Raw genomic sequence first — 15,851 nt, 5'->3', positions numbered from 1 at the left:
GGCCCGCGAGATGAGCGCCACGACCGCCCTCGACCTGCTGCGCGCGTCGCCGCTCGACCCGGTCGACGCGCGCGTGCTGCTCGCCTACGCGCTCGGCTGGACGCGCACGCAGCTGATCACGCGCGGCGACGAGCCGCTCGACGCGGCCGCCGTCGAACGCTATCTCGCGCTCGAGGCGCGCCGCGCCGCCGGCGAGCCGGTCGCGCAGCTGGTCGGCACGCGCGAATTCTTCGGGCGGCCGTTCGACGTCACGCCCGACGTGCTGATTCCGCGCCCGGAAACCGAATTGCTCGTCGAAGCGGCGCTCGATGCGATCGACGGGATCCCGCATCCGGCCGTGCTCGATCTCGGCACCGGCAGCGGCGCGATCGCGGTGTCGATCGCGGCCGAGCGGCCCGATGCGCGCGTGTGGGCGCTCGACCGCTCGGGCGAAGCGCTCGCCGTCGCGCGGCGCAACGCGGACAAGCTGCTCGACGCGCACCGCCCCGGCGGGCCGCTGCATTGGCTGCAAAGCGACTGGTACGCGGCGCTCGATCCGGCGCTCGCGTTCGACGCGATCGTCAGCAACCCGCCGTACATCGCGCAGCACGACCCGCACCTGTCGCAGGGCGACCTGCGCTTCGAGCCGCGCGGCGCGCTCACCGACGACGCGGACGGCCTCACCGCGATCCGCGCGATCGTCGCCGGCGCCGGCGCGCGCCTGAAGCCGGGCGGCACGCTGTGGATCGAGCACGGCTACGACCAGGCCGAAGCGGTGCGCGCGCTGCTTGCCGCGCATGGCTTCGTCGCGGTCGAATCGCTCGCCGATCTCGCCGCGATCGAGCGCACGACAGGCGGCCGGCGGCCCGGCTGATGCGTGCCCAGGCCCGGCCCGCCCGGTTGAAATCCGCTATCATTTCCTTCTAACGCCCCGCTAACGCAAGGTCAGTCATGGACACCCAACAACGTATCAAGCAAATCGTCGACGAAAACCAGGTCGTGCTCTTCATGAAGGGCACCGCGCAATTCCCGATGTGCGGCTTCTCGGGCCGCGCAGTCCAGGTGCTGAAGGCCTGCGGCGTCGACCAGTTCAAAACGGTCAACGTCCTCGAAGATGAAGAAATCCGCCAGGGCATCAAGGAATTCTCGAACTGGCCAACCATCCCGCAGCTGTACGTGAAGGGCGAGTTCGTCGGCGGCTCGGACATCATGATGGAGATGTACCAGTCGGGCGAGCTGCAGCAGCTGTTCGCCGCCGCGTAATACCCGTCCCCCGATGGAACCCCGCAGCGCGCCGCCGCGCCGCCTGATCGTCGCGATCACCGGCGCCACCGGCGCGATCTACGGCGTGCGGCTGCTCGACATGCTGCGCGCCGCCGGCGGCGTCGAAACGCATCTGCTGATTTCGAGCGCCGGCTGGCTGAACATCCAGCACGAACTGAAGCTGTCGAAGGCCGACGTCGAGCGCCGCGCGGACGTCGTGCATGCGGTGCGCGACGTCGGCGCGACGATCGCGTCCGGCTCGTTCGCGACCGACGGCATGGTGATCGCGCCGTGCTCGATGAAGACGCTCGCGAGCGTCGCGCACGGGCTGTCGGACAACCTGATCACCCGCGCCGCCGACGTCACGCTGAAAGAACGCCGCCGCCTCGTGCTGATGGTGCGCGAGACGCCGTTCAACCTCGCGCATCTGCGCAACATGACCGCCGTCACCGAGATGGGCGGCATCGTCTTCCCGCCGCTGCCGGCCTTCTACGCGATGCCGAACACGATCGAGGAACTCGTCGACCAGACGGTCGCGCGCGTGCTCGACCTGTTCGCGCTCAGCGCGCCGCTGACGACGCCCTGGGAAGGCATCCGGCACGCGCAGTAACGGCGCGCGTTTCACGGCCCGCAAGGCTCGCCGATTATCAACAACTGAGATCGAATCAAATTCGCAGATGCGGATTTATCAACGATTGGTGTGAGCCTATAGTGACAGGCAACCTCATCGCAGGGCCACCACCATGAACCGCTTGCCTTCGCTCTACCTGTCCCACGGCGCGCCGACGCTGCCGATCGATCCGACGTTGCCGTCCGGCGCGTTCACGCGCCTCGGCGCCGAGTTGCCGCGCCCGCGCGCGGTGCTGATGCTGTCCGCGCACTGGGGCACGCAGCAGCCGGTCGCGAGCACCGCGCGGCAGCCGGAAACGATCCACGACTTCTACGGCTTCCCGCGCGCGCTGTACGAGATCCAGTATCCGGCGCCGGGTGCGCCGGACGTCGCAGAGCGCGCGGCCGGCCTGCTGAACGCGGCCGGCATCGCGACCCAAACGGTCGAGCACGGGCTCGATCACGGCGCGTGGGTGCCGATGCTGCTGATGTTCCCGAACGCCGACGTGCCGGTCGCGCAGTTGTCGATCCAGCCGCGCGCGGATGCCGCGCATCACTTCGCGCTCGGCCGCGCGTTGCGGCCGCTGCGCGACGAAGGCGTGATGGTGATCGGCTCCGGGCAGATCACGCACAACCTGCGCGCGGCGGATTTCGGCGCGGCGCCCGAGGATGCCGACCCGCGCGTCGCCGAGTTCACCGACTGGTTCGAGGCGAGGCTGGCCGCGCGCGACCTCGACGCGCTGCTCGACTATCGCCGCCAGGCGCCGCACGCGGCGCTGATGCATCCGACCGACGAGCACCTGCTGCCGGTGTTCGCGGCGCTCGGCGCCGCGGACGACGATTACCGGCTCGGCATCCAGTCGCTCGGCACCTACCAGCGCGTGCTGGCGATGACGAACTACGTGTTCGCCGGCGCGAACGACTGACCGGCGCCCGCCCAAACAAAAAGCCCGTTCGAGCCTGTGGCTCGAACGGGCTTTTTTCCGTGCCCTGCCGCCGCCGATTCCGGCGGCAGGTCCGGATCCGTCAGGCGCCGACGCCCTCGAGGATCTCGTCGCGCGATTCGCGCTCGTCGAGATACTCGGTGCGGTAGCCCGTGTTCACGCCCCAGAAGTAGAACACCAGCGAGATCGCCGCGACGATGATCATGTCCCAGCCGTACGGCAGCAGGCCATAACCGCCGAACTCCTTGCTGCCGATCAGCGACAGCACGGCCATCGTCGGCAGGTAGGCGACGAGCCACCATGCGGCCTTCAGGTCGCGGCCCCAGCCGCTCCAGCCCGCCTTGGCCTGGAAGTAGAAGTACACCGGCAGCGCGACGATCATCAGCAGGATGATTTCGCCGGTCAGCGGCCACTTCGCCCAGTACAGGATCAGCGACGCGCAGACGAACGCGAACGGCGCGATCAGCTTCATCAGCGGGATCGACAGCGGACGCTCGATGTCGGTCGCCGCGCGGCGCAGCGCCATCAGGCTGATCGGGCCGGTCAGGTACGAAATCACCGTCGCGACCGAGATCACCGCCGCGAGCGAGCTCCAGCCGCGGAAGAAGAACAGGAAGATGAACGAGACCAGCAGGTTGAACCACATCGCCTGGCGCGGCACGCCGTAGAGCGGGTGCACGTTGCCGAACATCTTCGGCATCGTGTTGTTGCGCTCCATCGCGTAGATCATGCGGGTCGTGGTCGCCATGTAGGTCGTGCCGGTGCCGCTCGGGCTGATGAACGCGTCGACGTACAGCAGAATCGCGAGCCAGTTCAGGTTCAGCGCGATCGCGAGTTCGGCGAACGGCGACGAGAAGTTGAAGTGCGCCCAGCCCTTCGCGACGTCGGCCGGATTCACCGAGCCGATGTACGCAACCTGCAGCAGCACGTAGATCACGAGCGCGATCAGGATCGACGAGATCACCGCGAACGGCACGCTGCGCGACGGATTGCGCGCTTCGCCCGCGAGGTTCACCGGGCTCTGGAAGCCGTTGAACGCGAACACGATGCCGCTCGTCGCGACCGCGGTCAGCACCGCCGACCAGCCGTAAGGCGCGAACGCCTCGTTCGACGTGGTGCCCAGGTTGTCCGCGTGGAAGCTCGACAGCATCAGGCCGGCGATCGTCAGGCCGGGGATCAGGAACTTGAAGATCGTGATCGCCGTGTTCGCGCGCGCGAACGCCTTCACGCCCCAGTAGTTCAGCAGGAAGTAGATGACGACGAGCACGGCCGACAGCAGCAGGCCCGGTGTCGTCAGCTCGCCGTTCACGAACAGGCTGTGCGCCCAGTCGTACGGCCAGGTGCTCATGTACTGGATCGACGCCTCGGCCTCGATCGGAATCACCGACACGATCGCGATCCAGTTCGCCCATGCGCTGATGAAGCCCACCAGCGACCCGTGCGAGTAGCGCGCGTAGCGCACCATGCCGCCCGACTCGGGGAACATCGCGCCCAGTTCGGCGTACGTCAGCGCAATCGCGAGAATCACGACCGCGCCGATGATCCATGCGCAGATCGCTGCCGGACCGGCGATCTTCGCGGCTTTCCAGGCGCCGAACAGCCAGCCCGAGCCGATAATCGAACCCAGCCCCGTCAGCATCAGTGCAAACGGGCCGATGTTCCGTTGAATAGAACTCTTCACATCCTCTCCTATGTCTCAAAAAGCATGGTCGGCCCGCAGCCCGGGATCGACTCGAACTGCACCGCGCACGCATTCTTGGGGGGACGGATCACTCGATCGGAGCAACCCCGTCCACGCGGCGCGTAGTTTAACGGTTGCACCTGGACATTTGCGCCAAAATCGATCATCCCCTACAAAAAATCCGTGAAATCTGCAATGTTTGTAAGCTCTAAATTCGTAATAACCCTGAGTACATGGAAATCCGGTTGACCGCGACGCGAATTAGCCGTATAAAGACCCACGCAGGATTTCAAGCGGCGAGTGAATTGGTTCTTTCGTAGTTCGCCCATCAACGGTACTCCGGTTGGTCCCATTACCCCTTCCTTGAATTTCCGCGCCCAATGGGCTTCGGCCCCGTTTTATCTTTTTAGGAACAAGTAACATGGCAACCGGTACCGTCAAGTGGTTCAATGACGCTAAGGGCTTCGGCTTCATCACCCCGGAAGGCGGCGGCGACGATCTGTTCGCGCACTTCTCGGAAATCCGCGTCGAAGGCTTCAAGACGCTGCAAGAAAACCAGAAGGTCGAATTCGAAGTGAAGACGGGCCCGAAGGGTCTGCAAGCTGCGAACATCCGCCCGCTGTAAGTTCAGCGCGAGATTTCGTCTGAAAGAAAAAGCCCCGCTTCGGCGGGGCTTTTTTGTTTCGTCGCCGTGGCGCTCAGCCGAACAGCCGCTGCGCGTGGATGCCGAGACCGGTCGCAACGCTGGCCAGCCGGTCGCCGAACACCGGCTGCGCGTCCGCGAACGCCGCCGCGAGCGCGCCCGACAGGAACGCCAGCCCGGTCGAGCCGCCCGTGAAGTACAGCGCGCCGACGTCGCGCGGCGCCACGCCGGCGAGCCGCACGGTCTCGCGCGCGGCGTCGACGATCCGCGCGGTGTCGTCGCGGCTCGCGTCGACCAGCCGGTCCGCGTCGAACGCGATCTGCAAGTCCTCCTCGACGTCGTTCAGGTCGATCATCGTCTCCCCGCCCGCCGCGACGCCGATCTTCGCTTCTTCCGCACGCGCCATCAGCGCATGGCCGAGCCGCAGCTCGACCACCCGCGCGAGCCGCTCGAAGTGCCGCGCGTCGACGTACAGGTGCTTCATCAGCGTCAGCTCGCCGAGCCGCTTCGGCGTATAGACCGTGTTGATCAGGTGCCAGGTCGCGAGATCGAAATAGGTCCGGTTCGGCAGCTCGCGCCCTTCCGGGTCGAGCGCGCGGTAGCCGAACGCCGGCAGGATCGCGGACAGCTCGACGCGGCGGTCGTAGTCGGTGCCGGCGACGTGCACGCCGTGGTGCGCGAGCACGTCGTCCTTGCGCTCGAGACGCGCCATCCGCTGCGGGCCGACCCGCACCAGCGAGAAGTCGGACGTGCCGCCGCCGATGTCGGCGACGAGCACGAGCCGCTCGTCGCGCTGGCGCGACTCGTAGTCGAACGCGGCGGCGATCGGCTCGTACTGGAAATGCACGTCGGCAAAGCCGACCGCGCGCGCGGCCGCTTCGAGCTGGTCCTGAGCGAGACGGTCGGCGCGCGGATCGTCGTCGACGAAGAACACCGGCCGGCCGAGTACCGCGCGGCCGATCGGCGCGCCCGAGCGGGCTTCCGCCTTGCGCTTCAGGTGCGTGAGGAAGCGCGCGATGATCTCCGTGTACGCGATCGCGGAGCCGTCGCCGAGATCGGTCGTCGTCTCCGCGAGCGGCGAACCGAGGATGCTCTTCATCGAGCGCATCAGTCGCCCGTCGAAGCCATCGATGTAGGACGCGAGCGCCGCGCGGCCGTATTCGACCGTCTCCTCGTCGTTGTTGAAGAAAATGGCGGTCGGCAGCGTCAGGTGGTCGCCCTCGACGGTCGCGAGCCGCATGCCGTCGCCGTCGGGCAGCGCCACAGCGGAATTGGACGTGCCGAAATCGATCGCGCAGTAAGTCATGGGAAGGTGCCGCCGCATGGCCGGCGCGAAAACGGAAAGGACGGGCTTTTTAACATGAAGCCCGCGGGATCACAACCGCAAGCGGCAAGTGGCGCCGGGCCGTGCCGGCTCGATGAATTCGGGGCCGCAACGCCCGGCGGGCGGGCGTCGCAAGCCCTTGCCGGACTTGCCCGGGCCGACGCCCGAGCGCGAGCTTCGGCCCGGCCGAAGGACCTTCGCGTCAGGCCGCCGTCTCGAAGGCCTTCTTCCACGCGCCCGCGTACACCACGTCGCCGATCGGATGGCGCGTGCGCGGCGCCTTCTCGCGATCGCGCAGCACCGGATCGAGCTTGTCGGCGTCGCCATAGTGGCCGATCGAGATCAGCGCCGGGATCGCGACATCCTCGGGAATCGCGAACGCGTCGCGGAACGCATTGGCGTCGAAGCCGCTCATCTGGTGCGCCGCGAGCCCCAGCGCATGCGCCTGCAGCACCAGCGACAGCGCGGCCGCGCCCGCGTCGTACAGCGCGGTCGGCGCAGGCTCCCCCTTCTGCGTGAGCGTATGCGCGGTCACCGCGATCAGCACCGGCGCCGGCGCATTCCAGCCCTGGTTGAACGGCACCAGCGTCGCGAACGCGCGCTTGAACGCGACCTCGTCGCGCGTGCGATCGAACACGATGAAGCGCCACGGCTGCGCGTTGTAGGCCGACGGCGCCCAGCGCGCCGCCTCCAGCACCGCGTGCAGGTGCTCGGCGCTGACCGGCGCGTTCGAATAGGCGCGCGGGCTCCAGCGGCCCGCGATCAGTTCGTGAATCGAAACGGTAGTAGGAGCAGGTTTGACCGACATGCGGATCCTCGCTGATATCGATGAAAGGGCGCGAACGCCCGGCGAACCGCAAGCATAACCGGTTGCGCGCCGGCGCGCCCGCCGCTGCCGATCAATGCAAATCGCCAAACCTGCGTTGGCCCCGGACGCATCGGCCGGGGCCGACGTCACACCGGTTGCGCCGCCGCGCGCGCCGCGCCGCGGTTGATGCGCAGCACGATCAGCGCGCCGACGATGCACAGCCCGCCCGAGATCATCGACGCGACCGTATAGGTGCCGAGGCTCGCGCGCAGCATCCCCGCGCCGAGCGCCGCGAACGCCGCGCCGAGCTGGTGGCCGGCGACGATCCAGCCGAACACGACCGGCGCGGCCGCCTTGCCGAACACGTCGGTCGCGAGCCGCACGGTCGGCGGCACCGTCGCGATCCAGTCGAGCCCGTAGAACATCGCGAACAGCGGCAGCCCGAAGAAGTCGATGCCGAACGCATGCGGCAGGTAGATCAGCGACAGCCCGCGCAGCCCGTAGTACCAGAACAGCAGCACGCGGTTGTCATAGCGGTCCGACAGCCAGCCCGACAGCGTCGTGCCGAACAGGTCGAACACGCCCATCGCGGCGAGCAGCGACGCGCCCTGCACTTCGCTCATCCCGTAGTCGCCGCACATCGCGATCAGGTGGGTGCCGACGTAGCCGTTGGTGCTCGCGCCGCAGATGAAGAAGCTGAAGAACAGCAGCCAGAAGTCGCGCGAGCGGCTCGCGGTCAGCAGCGTGCGGAACGCGACGGCGAGCGGGTTCTCCTTCGTCGCCTCGGCGGCCGGCGGCGCATCGGCCGGCTCGCCGTACGGACGCAGCCGCACGTCGGCCGGACGCTCGGGCAGCAGGAACGCGACCAGCGGAATCACGATCGCCGCCGCAACTGCGACGACCAGCACGACCGGCCGCCAGCCGTGATGCTGCGCGATCGCCGCGAGCATCGGCAGGAACACGAGCTGGCCGGTCGCCGTGCTCGCGGTCAGCACCCCCATCACGAGGCCGCGCCGCGCGTGAAACCAGCGCGTGACGAAGGTCGCCGACAGCGTCAGCGCGACGACACCCGTCGAGCTGCCGACCATCAGGCCCCAGATCAGCACCATCTGCCAGCTCTGCGTCATCATCGACGACAGCGCGACGCCCGCGCTCATCGTCGCGAGCGCGGTGAGAATCGTCGGCCGCAGCCCGAAGCGCTGCATCGCCGCCGCCGCGAACGGGCCGGTCAGCCCGTACAGCGCGATGTTCACCGAAATCGCCAGCGAGATTGCCGCGCGACTCCAGCCGAGCTCCCGTTCGAGCGGGACCATCAGCACGCTCGGCGTCGCGCGCGTGCCGGCCGCCGCCAGCAGGATCAGGAATACCACCGCCGCCGCGAGCCATCCGTAGTGAAAACGCCCGCCGATTCGTCTTGCTGCCCAGTTCATGTCCGATTTCTCCTGATGACCGGCGTCAGCGCTTCAGCGCTCGATCCGGTCCCATGCAAAACGGGCCACCTCCGCCGCACGTCACGTCGGCCGGCCCGGGCCGACGTCTGGCAGTTGTCTTCGATCCGATCGCATTGTTACCGATCGGTCACAAGTGTGTTGCGATCGTAGTTACCAGTCGGTAACATGTCAAGCATTCAATTTCGACACCGAGGGCAACATGTCCGACATCGAGGCCGCCAAGCCCGCGTCGCGACGCACGCGACAGGCGATCCCGGGCGCCGCCGCGCAGGAGCATCTGCTGCGCGCCGCCGAGGAGCTGTTTTACAAGGAAGGAGTGCGCGCGGTCGGCATCGAGGCCGTCGTGGAACGCGCGGGCGTCAACAAGATGAGCCTGTACCGCCGGTTCTCGTCGAAGGACGAGCTGGTGCTCGCTTATCTGGAGCGGATGGATGCGTGCTTTTTCGAGCGCTTCGACGCGAGCGTCGCGAAGCATCCCGGCCAGCCGAAGGCGCAGCTGGTCCAGTATTTCGTCGATCTCGCCGAGCGCGCGTCGCAGAAGGACTACCGCGGCTGCCCGTTCGTGAACGTCGCGGCGGAATTCCCGGACGCGTCGCATCCGGCGCGCGAACGCGTCGCGCAGAACAAGGAACAGCTGATGGCGCGGCTCGTGGCGCTGTGCGAAAGCGCCGGCGCGCGCGCGCCGGCGAAGCTCGCCGATTCGCTCGCGCTCGTGATCGAGGGGATCTATGCGGCAAGCCAGACGTATCGGCACGGCGCCACGCCGATCGGCATCGCGCCCGAGCTCGTCACGCAGCTGATCGAGGCCGCTTGCGCGTGATCAACGGCAAACGGGACGCGCGGCACGCCGGGCCGGGCGGCCGCCCGCTACAATGCGACTCCCGCCGCCCCCACCCCGCACCGCCATGACCGACGCCCGCTCCGACTCACACGACGCGCACGACGCGCACGACGCGATCCTCGCCGCCACCCGGCACTGGCTCGCGCGCGCGGTGATCGGGCTCAATCTGTGCCCGTTCGCGAAGAGCGTGTACGTGAAGGATCAGGTGCGCTATGCGATCAGCGAAGCCACGACGCTCGAGGACGCGCTCGCCGATCTCGAGACCGAGCTGCGCCGGCTCGACGCCGCCGACCCGCAGCAGATCGACACGACGCTCGTGATCTACCCGCATGCGTTCGCGGAATTCCTCGACTACAACGATGCGCTGTTCTTCGCCGACCGGCTCGTCCGGCAGCTGAAGCTCGACGGCGTGCTGCAGATCGCGAGCTTCCATCCGCGCTACCAGTTCGACGGCACGGAGCCGGACGACATCGAGAACTATACGAACCGCGCGCCGTATCCGATCCTGCACCTGCTGCGCGAGGACAGCATCGCGCGCGCGGCCGACGCGTTCCCGGACGCGTCCGCGATCTACGAAAGGAACCAGGAAACCCTGCGCCGCCTCGGCCACGACGGCTGGCGCGACTGGATGAGCCGGCCCGGCGACGACGTCTGAGCGGCAATTGCGTCGACGCGCTGCGCCGGAGGAACGTTCAACCGCCGCGCCCCGGCCGAACGTACATGACTCAGCGACTCAGAGGGCGGCCGGCGCCGTTTCCTCGCCGCCCTGCGGCACGAAGAACCGCTCGCGCAGCTCCGCCAGCCCGAACATGTCGAGAATCTCGTTCAGCCGCTCGCTCGGCCGCCGGCGCGGCAGGTTCTTGTACTGCGCGATGATCAGCTCGTTCTTCATCGAATGCTCCCAGCCGACCAGCTCGGTCACGCTGACCTGATAGCCGTGCGCTTCGAGCTGCAGGCAGCGCAGCACGTTGGTGATCTGGCTGCCGAATTCGCGCGTGTGCAGCGGATGCCGCCACACCTCGGTCAGCGCGCTCGCGAGCGACTTGCCCTTGTTCCGGCGCAGCACGCCCGCGATTTCCGCCTGGCAGCACGGCACCAGCACGATGTGCCGCGCGCGCTTCGCGAGTGCGAAGCGGATCGCGTCGTCGGTCGCCGTGTCGCACGCGTGCAGCGCGGTGACGACGTCGACCGTTTCAGGCAACTTCGGCGACGTGATCGAATCGGCGACCGACAGGTTCAGGAACGACATCCCGCCGAACCCCAGCCGCGCGGCGAGCTCGGTCGAGCGCGCGACCAGCTCCTCGCGCGTCTCGATCCCGTAGATGTGCGACGCGAACGCCGGCGTGCCGTGCCCCGGCTGCTGCTTGAAGAACAGGTCGTACAGGATGAAGCCGAGATACGACTTGCCCGCGCCATGGTCGACGAGCGTCACGGCGCCCCGGTCGGCCTGCACGCCGGCGAGCAGCGGCTCGATGAACTGGAACAGGTGATAGACCTGCTTCAGCTTGCGGCGGCTGTCCTGGTTCAGCTTGCCGTCGCGGGTCAGGATGTGCAGTTCCTTCAGCAGCTCGACGGACTGCTCGGGACGGATTTCGTGGGTCTTGTTCGACATCGGGAAGCGGCGCCGGGCCGCGTGCGAACGATGCGCGCGGCCCGACGGCGAAAAAAACGTGAGGAATGGCGACAGTTTACCGAAAACGCGCGCTCAGCTCCGCGCGCCGAGCCGCCACAGCGACGTCACCTCGGCGCGGCGCGCCGCGTAGAGCGGATCGTCGGCGTCGGCCGCCTTCGGATGCGCGGGACGGATGTCGTCGCGGCCGAGCACGACGAGGCCGGCGGCGTCGATCCACTGCAGCAGCGTGTCGCGCGGCCGCAAGCCGAGATGCTCGGCGAAATCGGACAGGATCAGCCAGCCCTCGCCGCCCGGCGCCAGATGCGCGGCGAGCCCGGCGAGGAAGCCGCGCAGCATGCGGCTGTCCGGATCGTAGACCGCATATTCGATCGGCGCGCTCGGCCGGGCCGGCACCCACGGCGGATTGCAGACCACGAGCGGCGCGCGGCCTGCCGGAAACAGGTCGGCCTCGACGACGTCGACCTGCGCCGCGCAGCCGAGCCGCTCGACGTTCTCGCGCGCGCACGCGAGCGCCCGCGGGTCCTGGTCGGTCGCGACGACGCGCTTGACGCCGCGCGCGGCCAGCACCGCGGCCAGCACGCCGGTGCCGGTGCCGATGTCGAACGCCAGCGTGTCGGCCGGCAGCGGCGCGCGCGCGACGAGCTCGACGTACTCGCCGCGCACCGGCGAGAACACGCCGTAGTGCGGGTGGATCGCCGCGCCGCCGAGCGCCGGAATCGGCACGCCCTTCTTGCGCCATTCATGCGCGCCGACGAGGCCGAGCAGCTCGCGCAGCGACACGACCGACGGCGCGCCGCCGGGGCCGTACGCTTCCTCGCACGCGGCGCGCACGTCGGGCGCGCGGCGCAGCGGGATCGTGTAGTCGGCGTCGAGCGGAATCAGCAGCATCCCGAGCGTGCGGGCGCGCTGCGACTGCGCGAGGCGATGCAGGTTGAACGCATCGACGCCAGCCGCGGCCTTTGCCTTCTTCGGCTTGCGGTCGACGCGGCGCGCCATCGCCTGCACGAGCTGGCGCGCATTCTGGAAGTCGCCCTGCCAGACGAGCGCGGTGCCCTCGCATGCGAGGCGGTAGGCGGCGTCGGCGTTGATGCGGTCGTCGGCCGGCACCGCGCGCTTGGGCGGCGCCACGCCGGCTTCGGAGCGCCAGCGCACGGCATGATCGACGCCGGCGGCGTCGGTCCAGTGGAAAACGGGAAAATCGGTCACGCGAATTCGGAACGGTTGACTTCAACAGGCGGCGGAAATGCGCCGTGCGGACGACACCTTACCCTGCTTTGCGTAACGGGCAAAGCGCGCTCGCATGCTGCAGCGCATCGCGGCGATGCGTCACCCGCCCGACGCCGGCGGCGCCGGCAGGCGCAGCGTGCCCGCATCGGAAAAGTGCACGGCGCCGAGCGCGCCGCCCGCGAGCCGGCCGCGCAGCGCGTACGGCAGCTCGCCCGCCGACGCGGCGCCGGCCAGGCCCCACACCTGCCGCGCCGCGGCGAACGCGGACACGGAGACCGGCACGTCGAGCACCGCCTCGCCGAAGCGCGGCACGACGCCCGCGCGATCGCTGACGCCGCTCGCGAACGGCTGGCCGTTCAGCTCCAGCGCCACCGCGATGCCGTCGTACTCGATCGGCGCATCGCTCGGGTTCTGCACGCGCAGCTTCAGCATGAAGCGCATCTCGAGCCCCTGCCCGACGAGCGGATCGAGCCCGGCGACCGACACGCGCACCGGATCGCGCATCAGGCTCGCGCACCCGCCGAGCAGCAGCACGGCGACGATGAACGACAGCACGGCGCGCAGCGGCGCGGCACGAAACGAAACGGGCGGCATGAGCGGACTCCTCGCGGCGAACGACCTTCGCCGCATTGTACCGGCACGCGCCGGCGCACCGGATTTCGTAGTCTGCGCGCACGCCCAATATGGTTAATAAATTAAAACTACGAATCTCCCGGCAAAACGGAAAAGCAAATCCATAACTTTTATCGTGCAATGCAACACAGAAACTTGAATCGATGCAGATTCTAAATTTTTCGTTTCCTTTACCCAAAACCATCAAGTATATTGACCCATCCTTCGAGCAAGCCGACAAACCTTGCAGCGGCATGACGGCGATTCCACGGAACGGCGCACGCGCGTTCCGGTCCCGCAGCACAAGGCCCGGCCGGCTTCGCAGGTTGTCGATTCGATGGGGTTGCGCGCGCGCCCGGGAAAATCGAACCGGCAGGTCAACCGACAAACGAGAATCAATAGGGGGCAACAAACCATGATTATCTTCACGTAGTCATCCGGCCGTATTTTCGAATAATCCGTCATTGGCGTTTCGCATCGCTGTTGATTAACGGCGGGGGAATGCTTTTGCCGGGCGTTTTCGCAGCACTGAACGATTCTTTCAATAACGAGGTTTCAGTATGTGGATGAACATTCGCAAGATGCGTTATCTGCCGATGATCGCCGCGCTCGCGCTCGCCGGATGCGGCGGCGATGACGGCGGCGTCGGCTCGGCCTCCGCGCTGGGCGCGGCAGGCAAACCGAACGGCGCGTCGACGCCCGCGGCGTCTCAGCCGGCTGCGTCCAACATCGACAAGAGCGCGCACCCGGTCGAGCTGCCCGACACCGTCGTGCCGGTCAACTACCGGCTGTGGTTCCGCCCGAACGACGCGCTGAACGCGTTCGACGGCCGCGCCGACGTCGAGATCAAGGTGCTCAAGCCGGTGTCGTCGATCGTCGTCGCCGGCCACCGGATCAAGTTCACGAACGGCCGCGTCACGCTGCAGCCGGGCAACATCCAGCTGATCGCGACGCCGCAGGACAAGGGCGACTTCTACCAGCTGCGCCCCGCGAGCGGCACGATCTCGCCCGGCAGCTACTCGCTGCACATGGAGTGGTCGGGCATCATCAACTTCAAGACCTACGACGATCCGGTCAATCACACGGGCGGCAGCTGCGGCGACGATCCGTATCCGGGCTGCTCGGCCGCCGAAGGGGTGTTCCGCGTCGACCTGAAGGCCACCGACGGCACGACGAGCGGCGCGATCCTCACACAGGGCGAAACCAACCTGTCGCGCCAGTGGTTCCCCGGCTGGGACGAGCCGGCGTTCCGCCCGACCTATGAAGTGACCGCCGAAGTGCCGCAGAACTGGCGCGTCGTGTCGAACGGCGCCGAAAAGCCGTCGACGAACGTCGGCGGCGGCTACAAGCTCGTGTCGTTCGAGAAGACCCCGCCGATGCCGTCGTACCTGCTGTTCTTCGGCGGCGGCCTGTTCGACACCTACGAGGACGACTTCTCGAGCCCGCTGCCGGACGGCAAGGGCCTGCACCTGCGCGTGTTCACGCCGCCGGGCATGCGCGACTGGGCGCAGCCGGCGATGCAGCGCACCAAGCAGGCGCTCGACTTCTACTATCGCTATACGGGCATTCCGCTGCCGCTGAAGAAGTTCGACACGGTCGCCGCGAACGACGCGTTCAAGGCCGAGAAGAACCTGAACTTCGGCGGGATGGAGAACTGGGGCTCGATCCTCGAGTTCGCGGACGACATCCTGCCCGAACCGGGCAAGCCGATGTCGCGCTACGGCAACCAGGTGCTGACGCATGAAGTCGCGCACCAGTGGTTCGGCGATCTCGTCACCGCCGACTGGTGGGACAACGTGTGGCTGAACGAGTCGTTCGCGCGGTTCTTCGAAGTGAAGACGACGATCCAGTTCTTCCCGGACGAGTTCAGCTGGCTCGACCAGGTGACGAACAAGTATCGCGTGATCAACCGCGACATCGGCCCGAACGCGTTCCCGGTCGCGCCGAACTTCAACGGCTGGGCTTCGAACGACTTCGTGGTGAGCGCGAGCGCGTTCGTCTACAACAAGGGCGCCCACGTGCTGAAGACGATCGAGAACTTCGTCGGCGAGCAGCCGCTGCGTCAGGGCCTGCAGCAGTACCTGACCGACTACTCGTTCGGCAACGGCACGCCGAAGCGCCTGTGGGATGCGGTGTCGAAGTCGACCGGCCAGGCCGTCGGCCCGATCGGCGACAGCTACGTGCGCCAGACCGGCGTGCCGCTGGTGTCGCTCGACACGCAGTGCGACCTGACGAAGAACCAGACCATCGTCACGCTGAAGCAGCAGCCGTTCCCGAACAAGAACCCGTATCCGGGCACGCAGTGGACGGTGCCGATCACGCTCGCGTATGGCCAGGGTCTCGCCAATCGAACGACTTACGCGCTGAAGGATACGCAGGCGCAGATCCGGATCGACGGCTGCACGGGCGTGGTGGCGGACCCGAGCGGGCTCGACTACTACGTCGTGAACTATAGCGACACGGCATGGAGCGGGCTGCTCACGCAGGTCAACCGCTCGACCGATCCGGTGCTGCTCGCGAACCTGAAGAGCGAAGCCGCGCTGCTGGTCGCGAACAACCTCGCGCCGGCCTCGCGCTCGACGTCGATCGGCTCGATCGCTTCGCCGGCCGCGACGCTCCTGCGCATGACGCCGCGGACCAACGAGCTCACGACGCCGCAGGAACATCCGGCACTGCGCTATCAGGGCACGTTCACGCCGCGCAAGGTGCTCACGCAGTAACGCGCCTGTCCGTCCGGCGCCGCGCAGCGTGCGGCGCTGGCCGGCCAACGCGCTTCCCGCTGCTTCGACGGGCCTCCCTCCGGGAGGCCCGTTTGCGTTCCGCTCGTGCTGCATGA

At 67.8% G+C, this 15,851-nt stretch carries 15 protein-coding genes; 8 read left to right on the top strand and 7 right to left on the bottom strand.

Translation table 11 applies throughout. The features are described 5' to 3' along the window. The first annotated feature begins 10 nt into the window (after nucleotides 1–10). The 4 genes from prmC (at nucleotide 11) to KY49_RS00935 (ending at nucleotide 2,777) form a co-directional block, all read left to right on the top strand. Nucleotides 11–853, top strand: coding sequence for a peptide chain release factor N(5)-glutamine methyltransferase (prmC, locus tag KY49_RS00950; protein ID WP_042583011.1), 843 nt, complete (start codon nucleotides 11–13; stop codon nucleotides 851–853). Between the two features lie 77 nt (nucleotides 854–930). Beyond that, nucleotides 931–1,242: a Grx4 family monothiol glutaredoxin gene (grxD, locus tag KY49_RS00945; protein WP_010092833.1), complete on the top strand. Its 312-nt coding sequence runs from the start codon at nucleotides 931–933 to the stop codon at nucleotides 1,240–1,242. 13 nt (nucleotides 1,243–1,255) lie between these two features. After that, the gene (locus tag KY49_RS00940) at nucleotides 1,256–1,852 is read left to right on the top strand and encodes a UbiX family flavin prenyltransferase (RefSeq protein WP_010092834.1); all 597 of its coding nucleotides are present in this window, start codon (nucleotides 1,256–1,258) and stop codon (nucleotides 1,850–1,852) included. A 133-nt stretch (nucleotides 1,853–1,985) separates the two neighbouring features. Then, complete coding sequence (locus tag KY49_RS00935; RefSeq protein WP_042583010.1) at nucleotides 1,986–2,777, top strand: DODA-type extradiol aromatic ring-opening family dioxygenase; 792 nt, start codon at nucleotides 1,986–1,988, stop codon at nucleotides 2,775–2,777. A 100-nt stretch (nucleotides 2,778–2,877) separates the two neighbouring features. Here the strand turns inward: KY49_RS00935 and KY49_RS00930 are convergent, their stop codons facing one another. Then, nucleotides 2,878–4,476, bottom strand: a complete 1,599-nt coding sequence (locus KY49_RS00930; protein WP_042583009.1) for an APC family permease — start codon at nucleotides 4,474–4,476, stop codon at nucleotides 2,878–2,880. Nucleotides 4,477–4,897: 421 nt separating this feature from the next. Here KY49_RS00930 and KY49_RS00925 point away from each other — a divergent pair, with 421 nt between their 5' ends. Next, nucleotides 4,898–5,101 (top strand): cold-shock protein, encoded by a 204-nt coding sequence (locus tag KY49_RS00925; protein ID WP_006400508.1) that lies wholly within the window; start codon nucleotides 4,898–4,900, stop codon nucleotides 5,099–5,101. 73 nt (nucleotides 5,102–5,174) lie between these two features. Here KY49_RS00925 and KY49_RS00920 read toward each other — a convergent pair whose 3' ends face one another. From KY49_RS00920 to KY49_RS00910, 3 genes are all read right to left on the bottom strand, one after another. Further along, complete coding sequence (locus KY49_RS00920; RefSeq protein WP_042583008.1) at nucleotides 5,175–6,425, bottom strand: Hsp70 family protein; 1,251 nt, start codon at nucleotides 6,423–6,425, stop codon at nucleotides 5,175–5,177. Between the two features lie 220 nt (nucleotides 6,426–6,645). After that, nucleotides 6,646–7,251 carry a nitroreductase family protein gene (locus KY49_RS00915; protein ID WP_042583007.1) on the bottom strand — a complete coding sequence of 202 codons (606 nt, stop codon included), beginning with the start codon at nucleotides 7,249–7,251 and terminating at the stop codon, nucleotides 6,646–6,648. A gap of 146 nt (nucleotides 7,252–7,397) precedes the next feature. Continuing rightward, nucleotides 7,398–8,681 carry an MFS transporter gene (locus KY49_RS00910; protein ID WP_042583006.1) on the bottom strand — a complete coding sequence of 428 codons (1,284 nt, stop codon included), beginning with the start codon at nucleotides 8,679–8,681 and terminating at the stop codon, nucleotides 7,398–7,400. 220 nt (nucleotides 8,682–8,901) lie between these two features. On the opposite strand from KY49_RS00910, the gene KY49_RS00905 reads away from it, so the two are divergent. Beyond that, nucleotides 8,902–9,522 (top strand): TetR/AcrR family transcriptional regulator, encoded by a 621-nt coding sequence (locus KY49_RS00905; RefSeq protein WP_042583005.1) that lies wholly within the window; start codon nucleotides 8,902–8,904, stop codon nucleotides 9,520–9,522. 85 nt (nucleotides 9,523–9,607) lie between these two features. After that, nucleotides 9,608–10,198 (top strand): DUF1415 domain-containing protein, encoded by a 591-nt coding sequence (locus KY49_RS00900; protein ID WP_042583004.1) that lies wholly within the window; start codon nucleotides 9,608–9,610, stop codon nucleotides 10,196–10,198. A 78-nt stretch (nucleotides 10,199–10,276) separates the two neighbouring features. Here the strand turns inward: KY49_RS00900 and KY49_RS00895 are convergent, their stop codons facing one another. From KY49_RS00895 to KY49_RS00885, 3 genes are all read right to left on the bottom strand, one after another. Then, a complete protein-coding gene (locus tag KY49_RS00895; RefSeq protein WP_042583003.1) occupies nucleotides 10,277–11,155 on the bottom strand; it encodes a class I SAM-dependent methyltransferase in 879 nt (292 codons plus the stop codon). Nucleotides 11,156–11,248: 93 nt separating this feature from the next. Continuing rightward, nucleotides 11,249–12,382, bottom strand: a complete 1,134-nt coding sequence (locus KY49_RS00890; protein ID WP_042583002.1) for a methyltransferase — start codon at nucleotides 12,380–12,382, stop codon at nucleotides 11,249–11,251. Between the two features lie 120 nt (nucleotides 12,383–12,502). Further along, on the bottom strand, nucleotides 12,503–12,997 hold the full coding sequence (locus KY49_RS00885) for an LEA type 2 family protein (protein ID WP_042583001.1): 495 nt from the start codon (nucleotides 12,995–12,997) through the stop codon (nucleotides 12,503–12,505). Between the two features lie 578 nt (nucleotides 12,998–13,575). Here KY49_RS00885 and KY49_RS00880 point away from each other — a divergent pair. After that, the gene (locus KY49_RS00880) at nucleotides 13,576–15,735 is read left to right on the top strand and encodes a M1 family metallopeptidase (RefSeq protein WP_042583000.1); all 2,160 of its coding nucleotides are present in this window, start codon (nucleotides 13,576–13,578) and stop codon (nucleotides 15,733–15,735) included. Nucleotides 15,736–15,851 lie beyond the last annotated feature (116 nt).

The organism is Burkholderia sp. MSHR3999, from assembly GCF_000833595.1.
Classification (GTDB): Bacteria; Pseudomonadota; Gammaproteobacteria; order Burkholderiales; family Burkholderiaceae; genus Burkholderia; species Burkholderia ubonensis.
This window is presented reverse-complemented; position numbering and strand designations above follow the sequence as displayed.

Coding starts and splice junctions, on each gene's coding strand:
- prmC (WP_042583011.1), top strand. CDS start 11: ATGAGCGCCACGACCGCCCTCGACCTGCTGCGCGCGTCGCCGCTCGAC.
- grxD (WP_010092833.1), top strand. CDS start 931: ATGGACACCCAACAACGTATCAAGCAAATCGTCGACGAAAACCAGGTC.
- KY49_RS00940 (WP_010092834.1), top strand. CDS start 1,256: ATGGAACCCCGCAGCGCGCCGCCGCGCCGCCTGATCGTCGCGATCACC.
- KY49_RS00935 (WP_042583010.1), top strand. CDS start 1,986: ATGAACCGCTTGCCTTCGCTCTACCTGTCCCACGGCGCGCCGACGCTG.
- KY49_RS00925 (WP_006400508.1), top strand. CDS start 4,898: ATGGCAACCGGTACCGTCAAGTGGTTCAATGACGCTAAGGGCTTCGGC.
- KY49_RS00920 (WP_042583008.1), bottom strand. CDS start 6,425: ATGACTTACTGCGCGATCGATTTCGGCACGTCCAATTCCGCTGTGGCG.
- KY49_RS00915 (WP_042583007.1), bottom strand. CDS start 7,251: ATGTCGGTCAAACCTGCTCCTACTACCGTTTCGATTCACGAACTGATC.
- KY49_RS00910 (WP_042583006.1), bottom strand. CDS start 8,681: ATGAACTGGGCAGCAAGACGAATCGGCGGGCGTTTTCACTACGGATGG.
- KY49_RS00905 (WP_042583005.1), top strand. CDS start 8,902: ATGTCCGACATCGAGGCCGCCAAGCCCGCGTCGCGACGCACGCGACAG.
- KY49_RS00900 (WP_042583004.1), top strand. CDS start 9,608: ATGACCGACGCCCGCTCCGACTCACACGACGCGCACGACGCGCACGAC.
- KY49_RS00895 (WP_042583003.1), bottom strand. CDS start 11,155: ATGTCGAACAAGACCCACGAAATCCGTCCCGAGCAGTCCGTCGAGCTG.
- KY49_RS00885 (WP_042583001.1), bottom strand. CDS start 12,997: ATGCCGCCCGTTTCGTTTCGTGCCGCGCCGCTGCGCGCCGTGCTGTCG.
- KY49_RS00880 (WP_042583000.1), top strand. CDS start 13,576: ATGTGGATGAACATTCGCAAGATGCGTTATCTGCCGATGATCGCCGCG.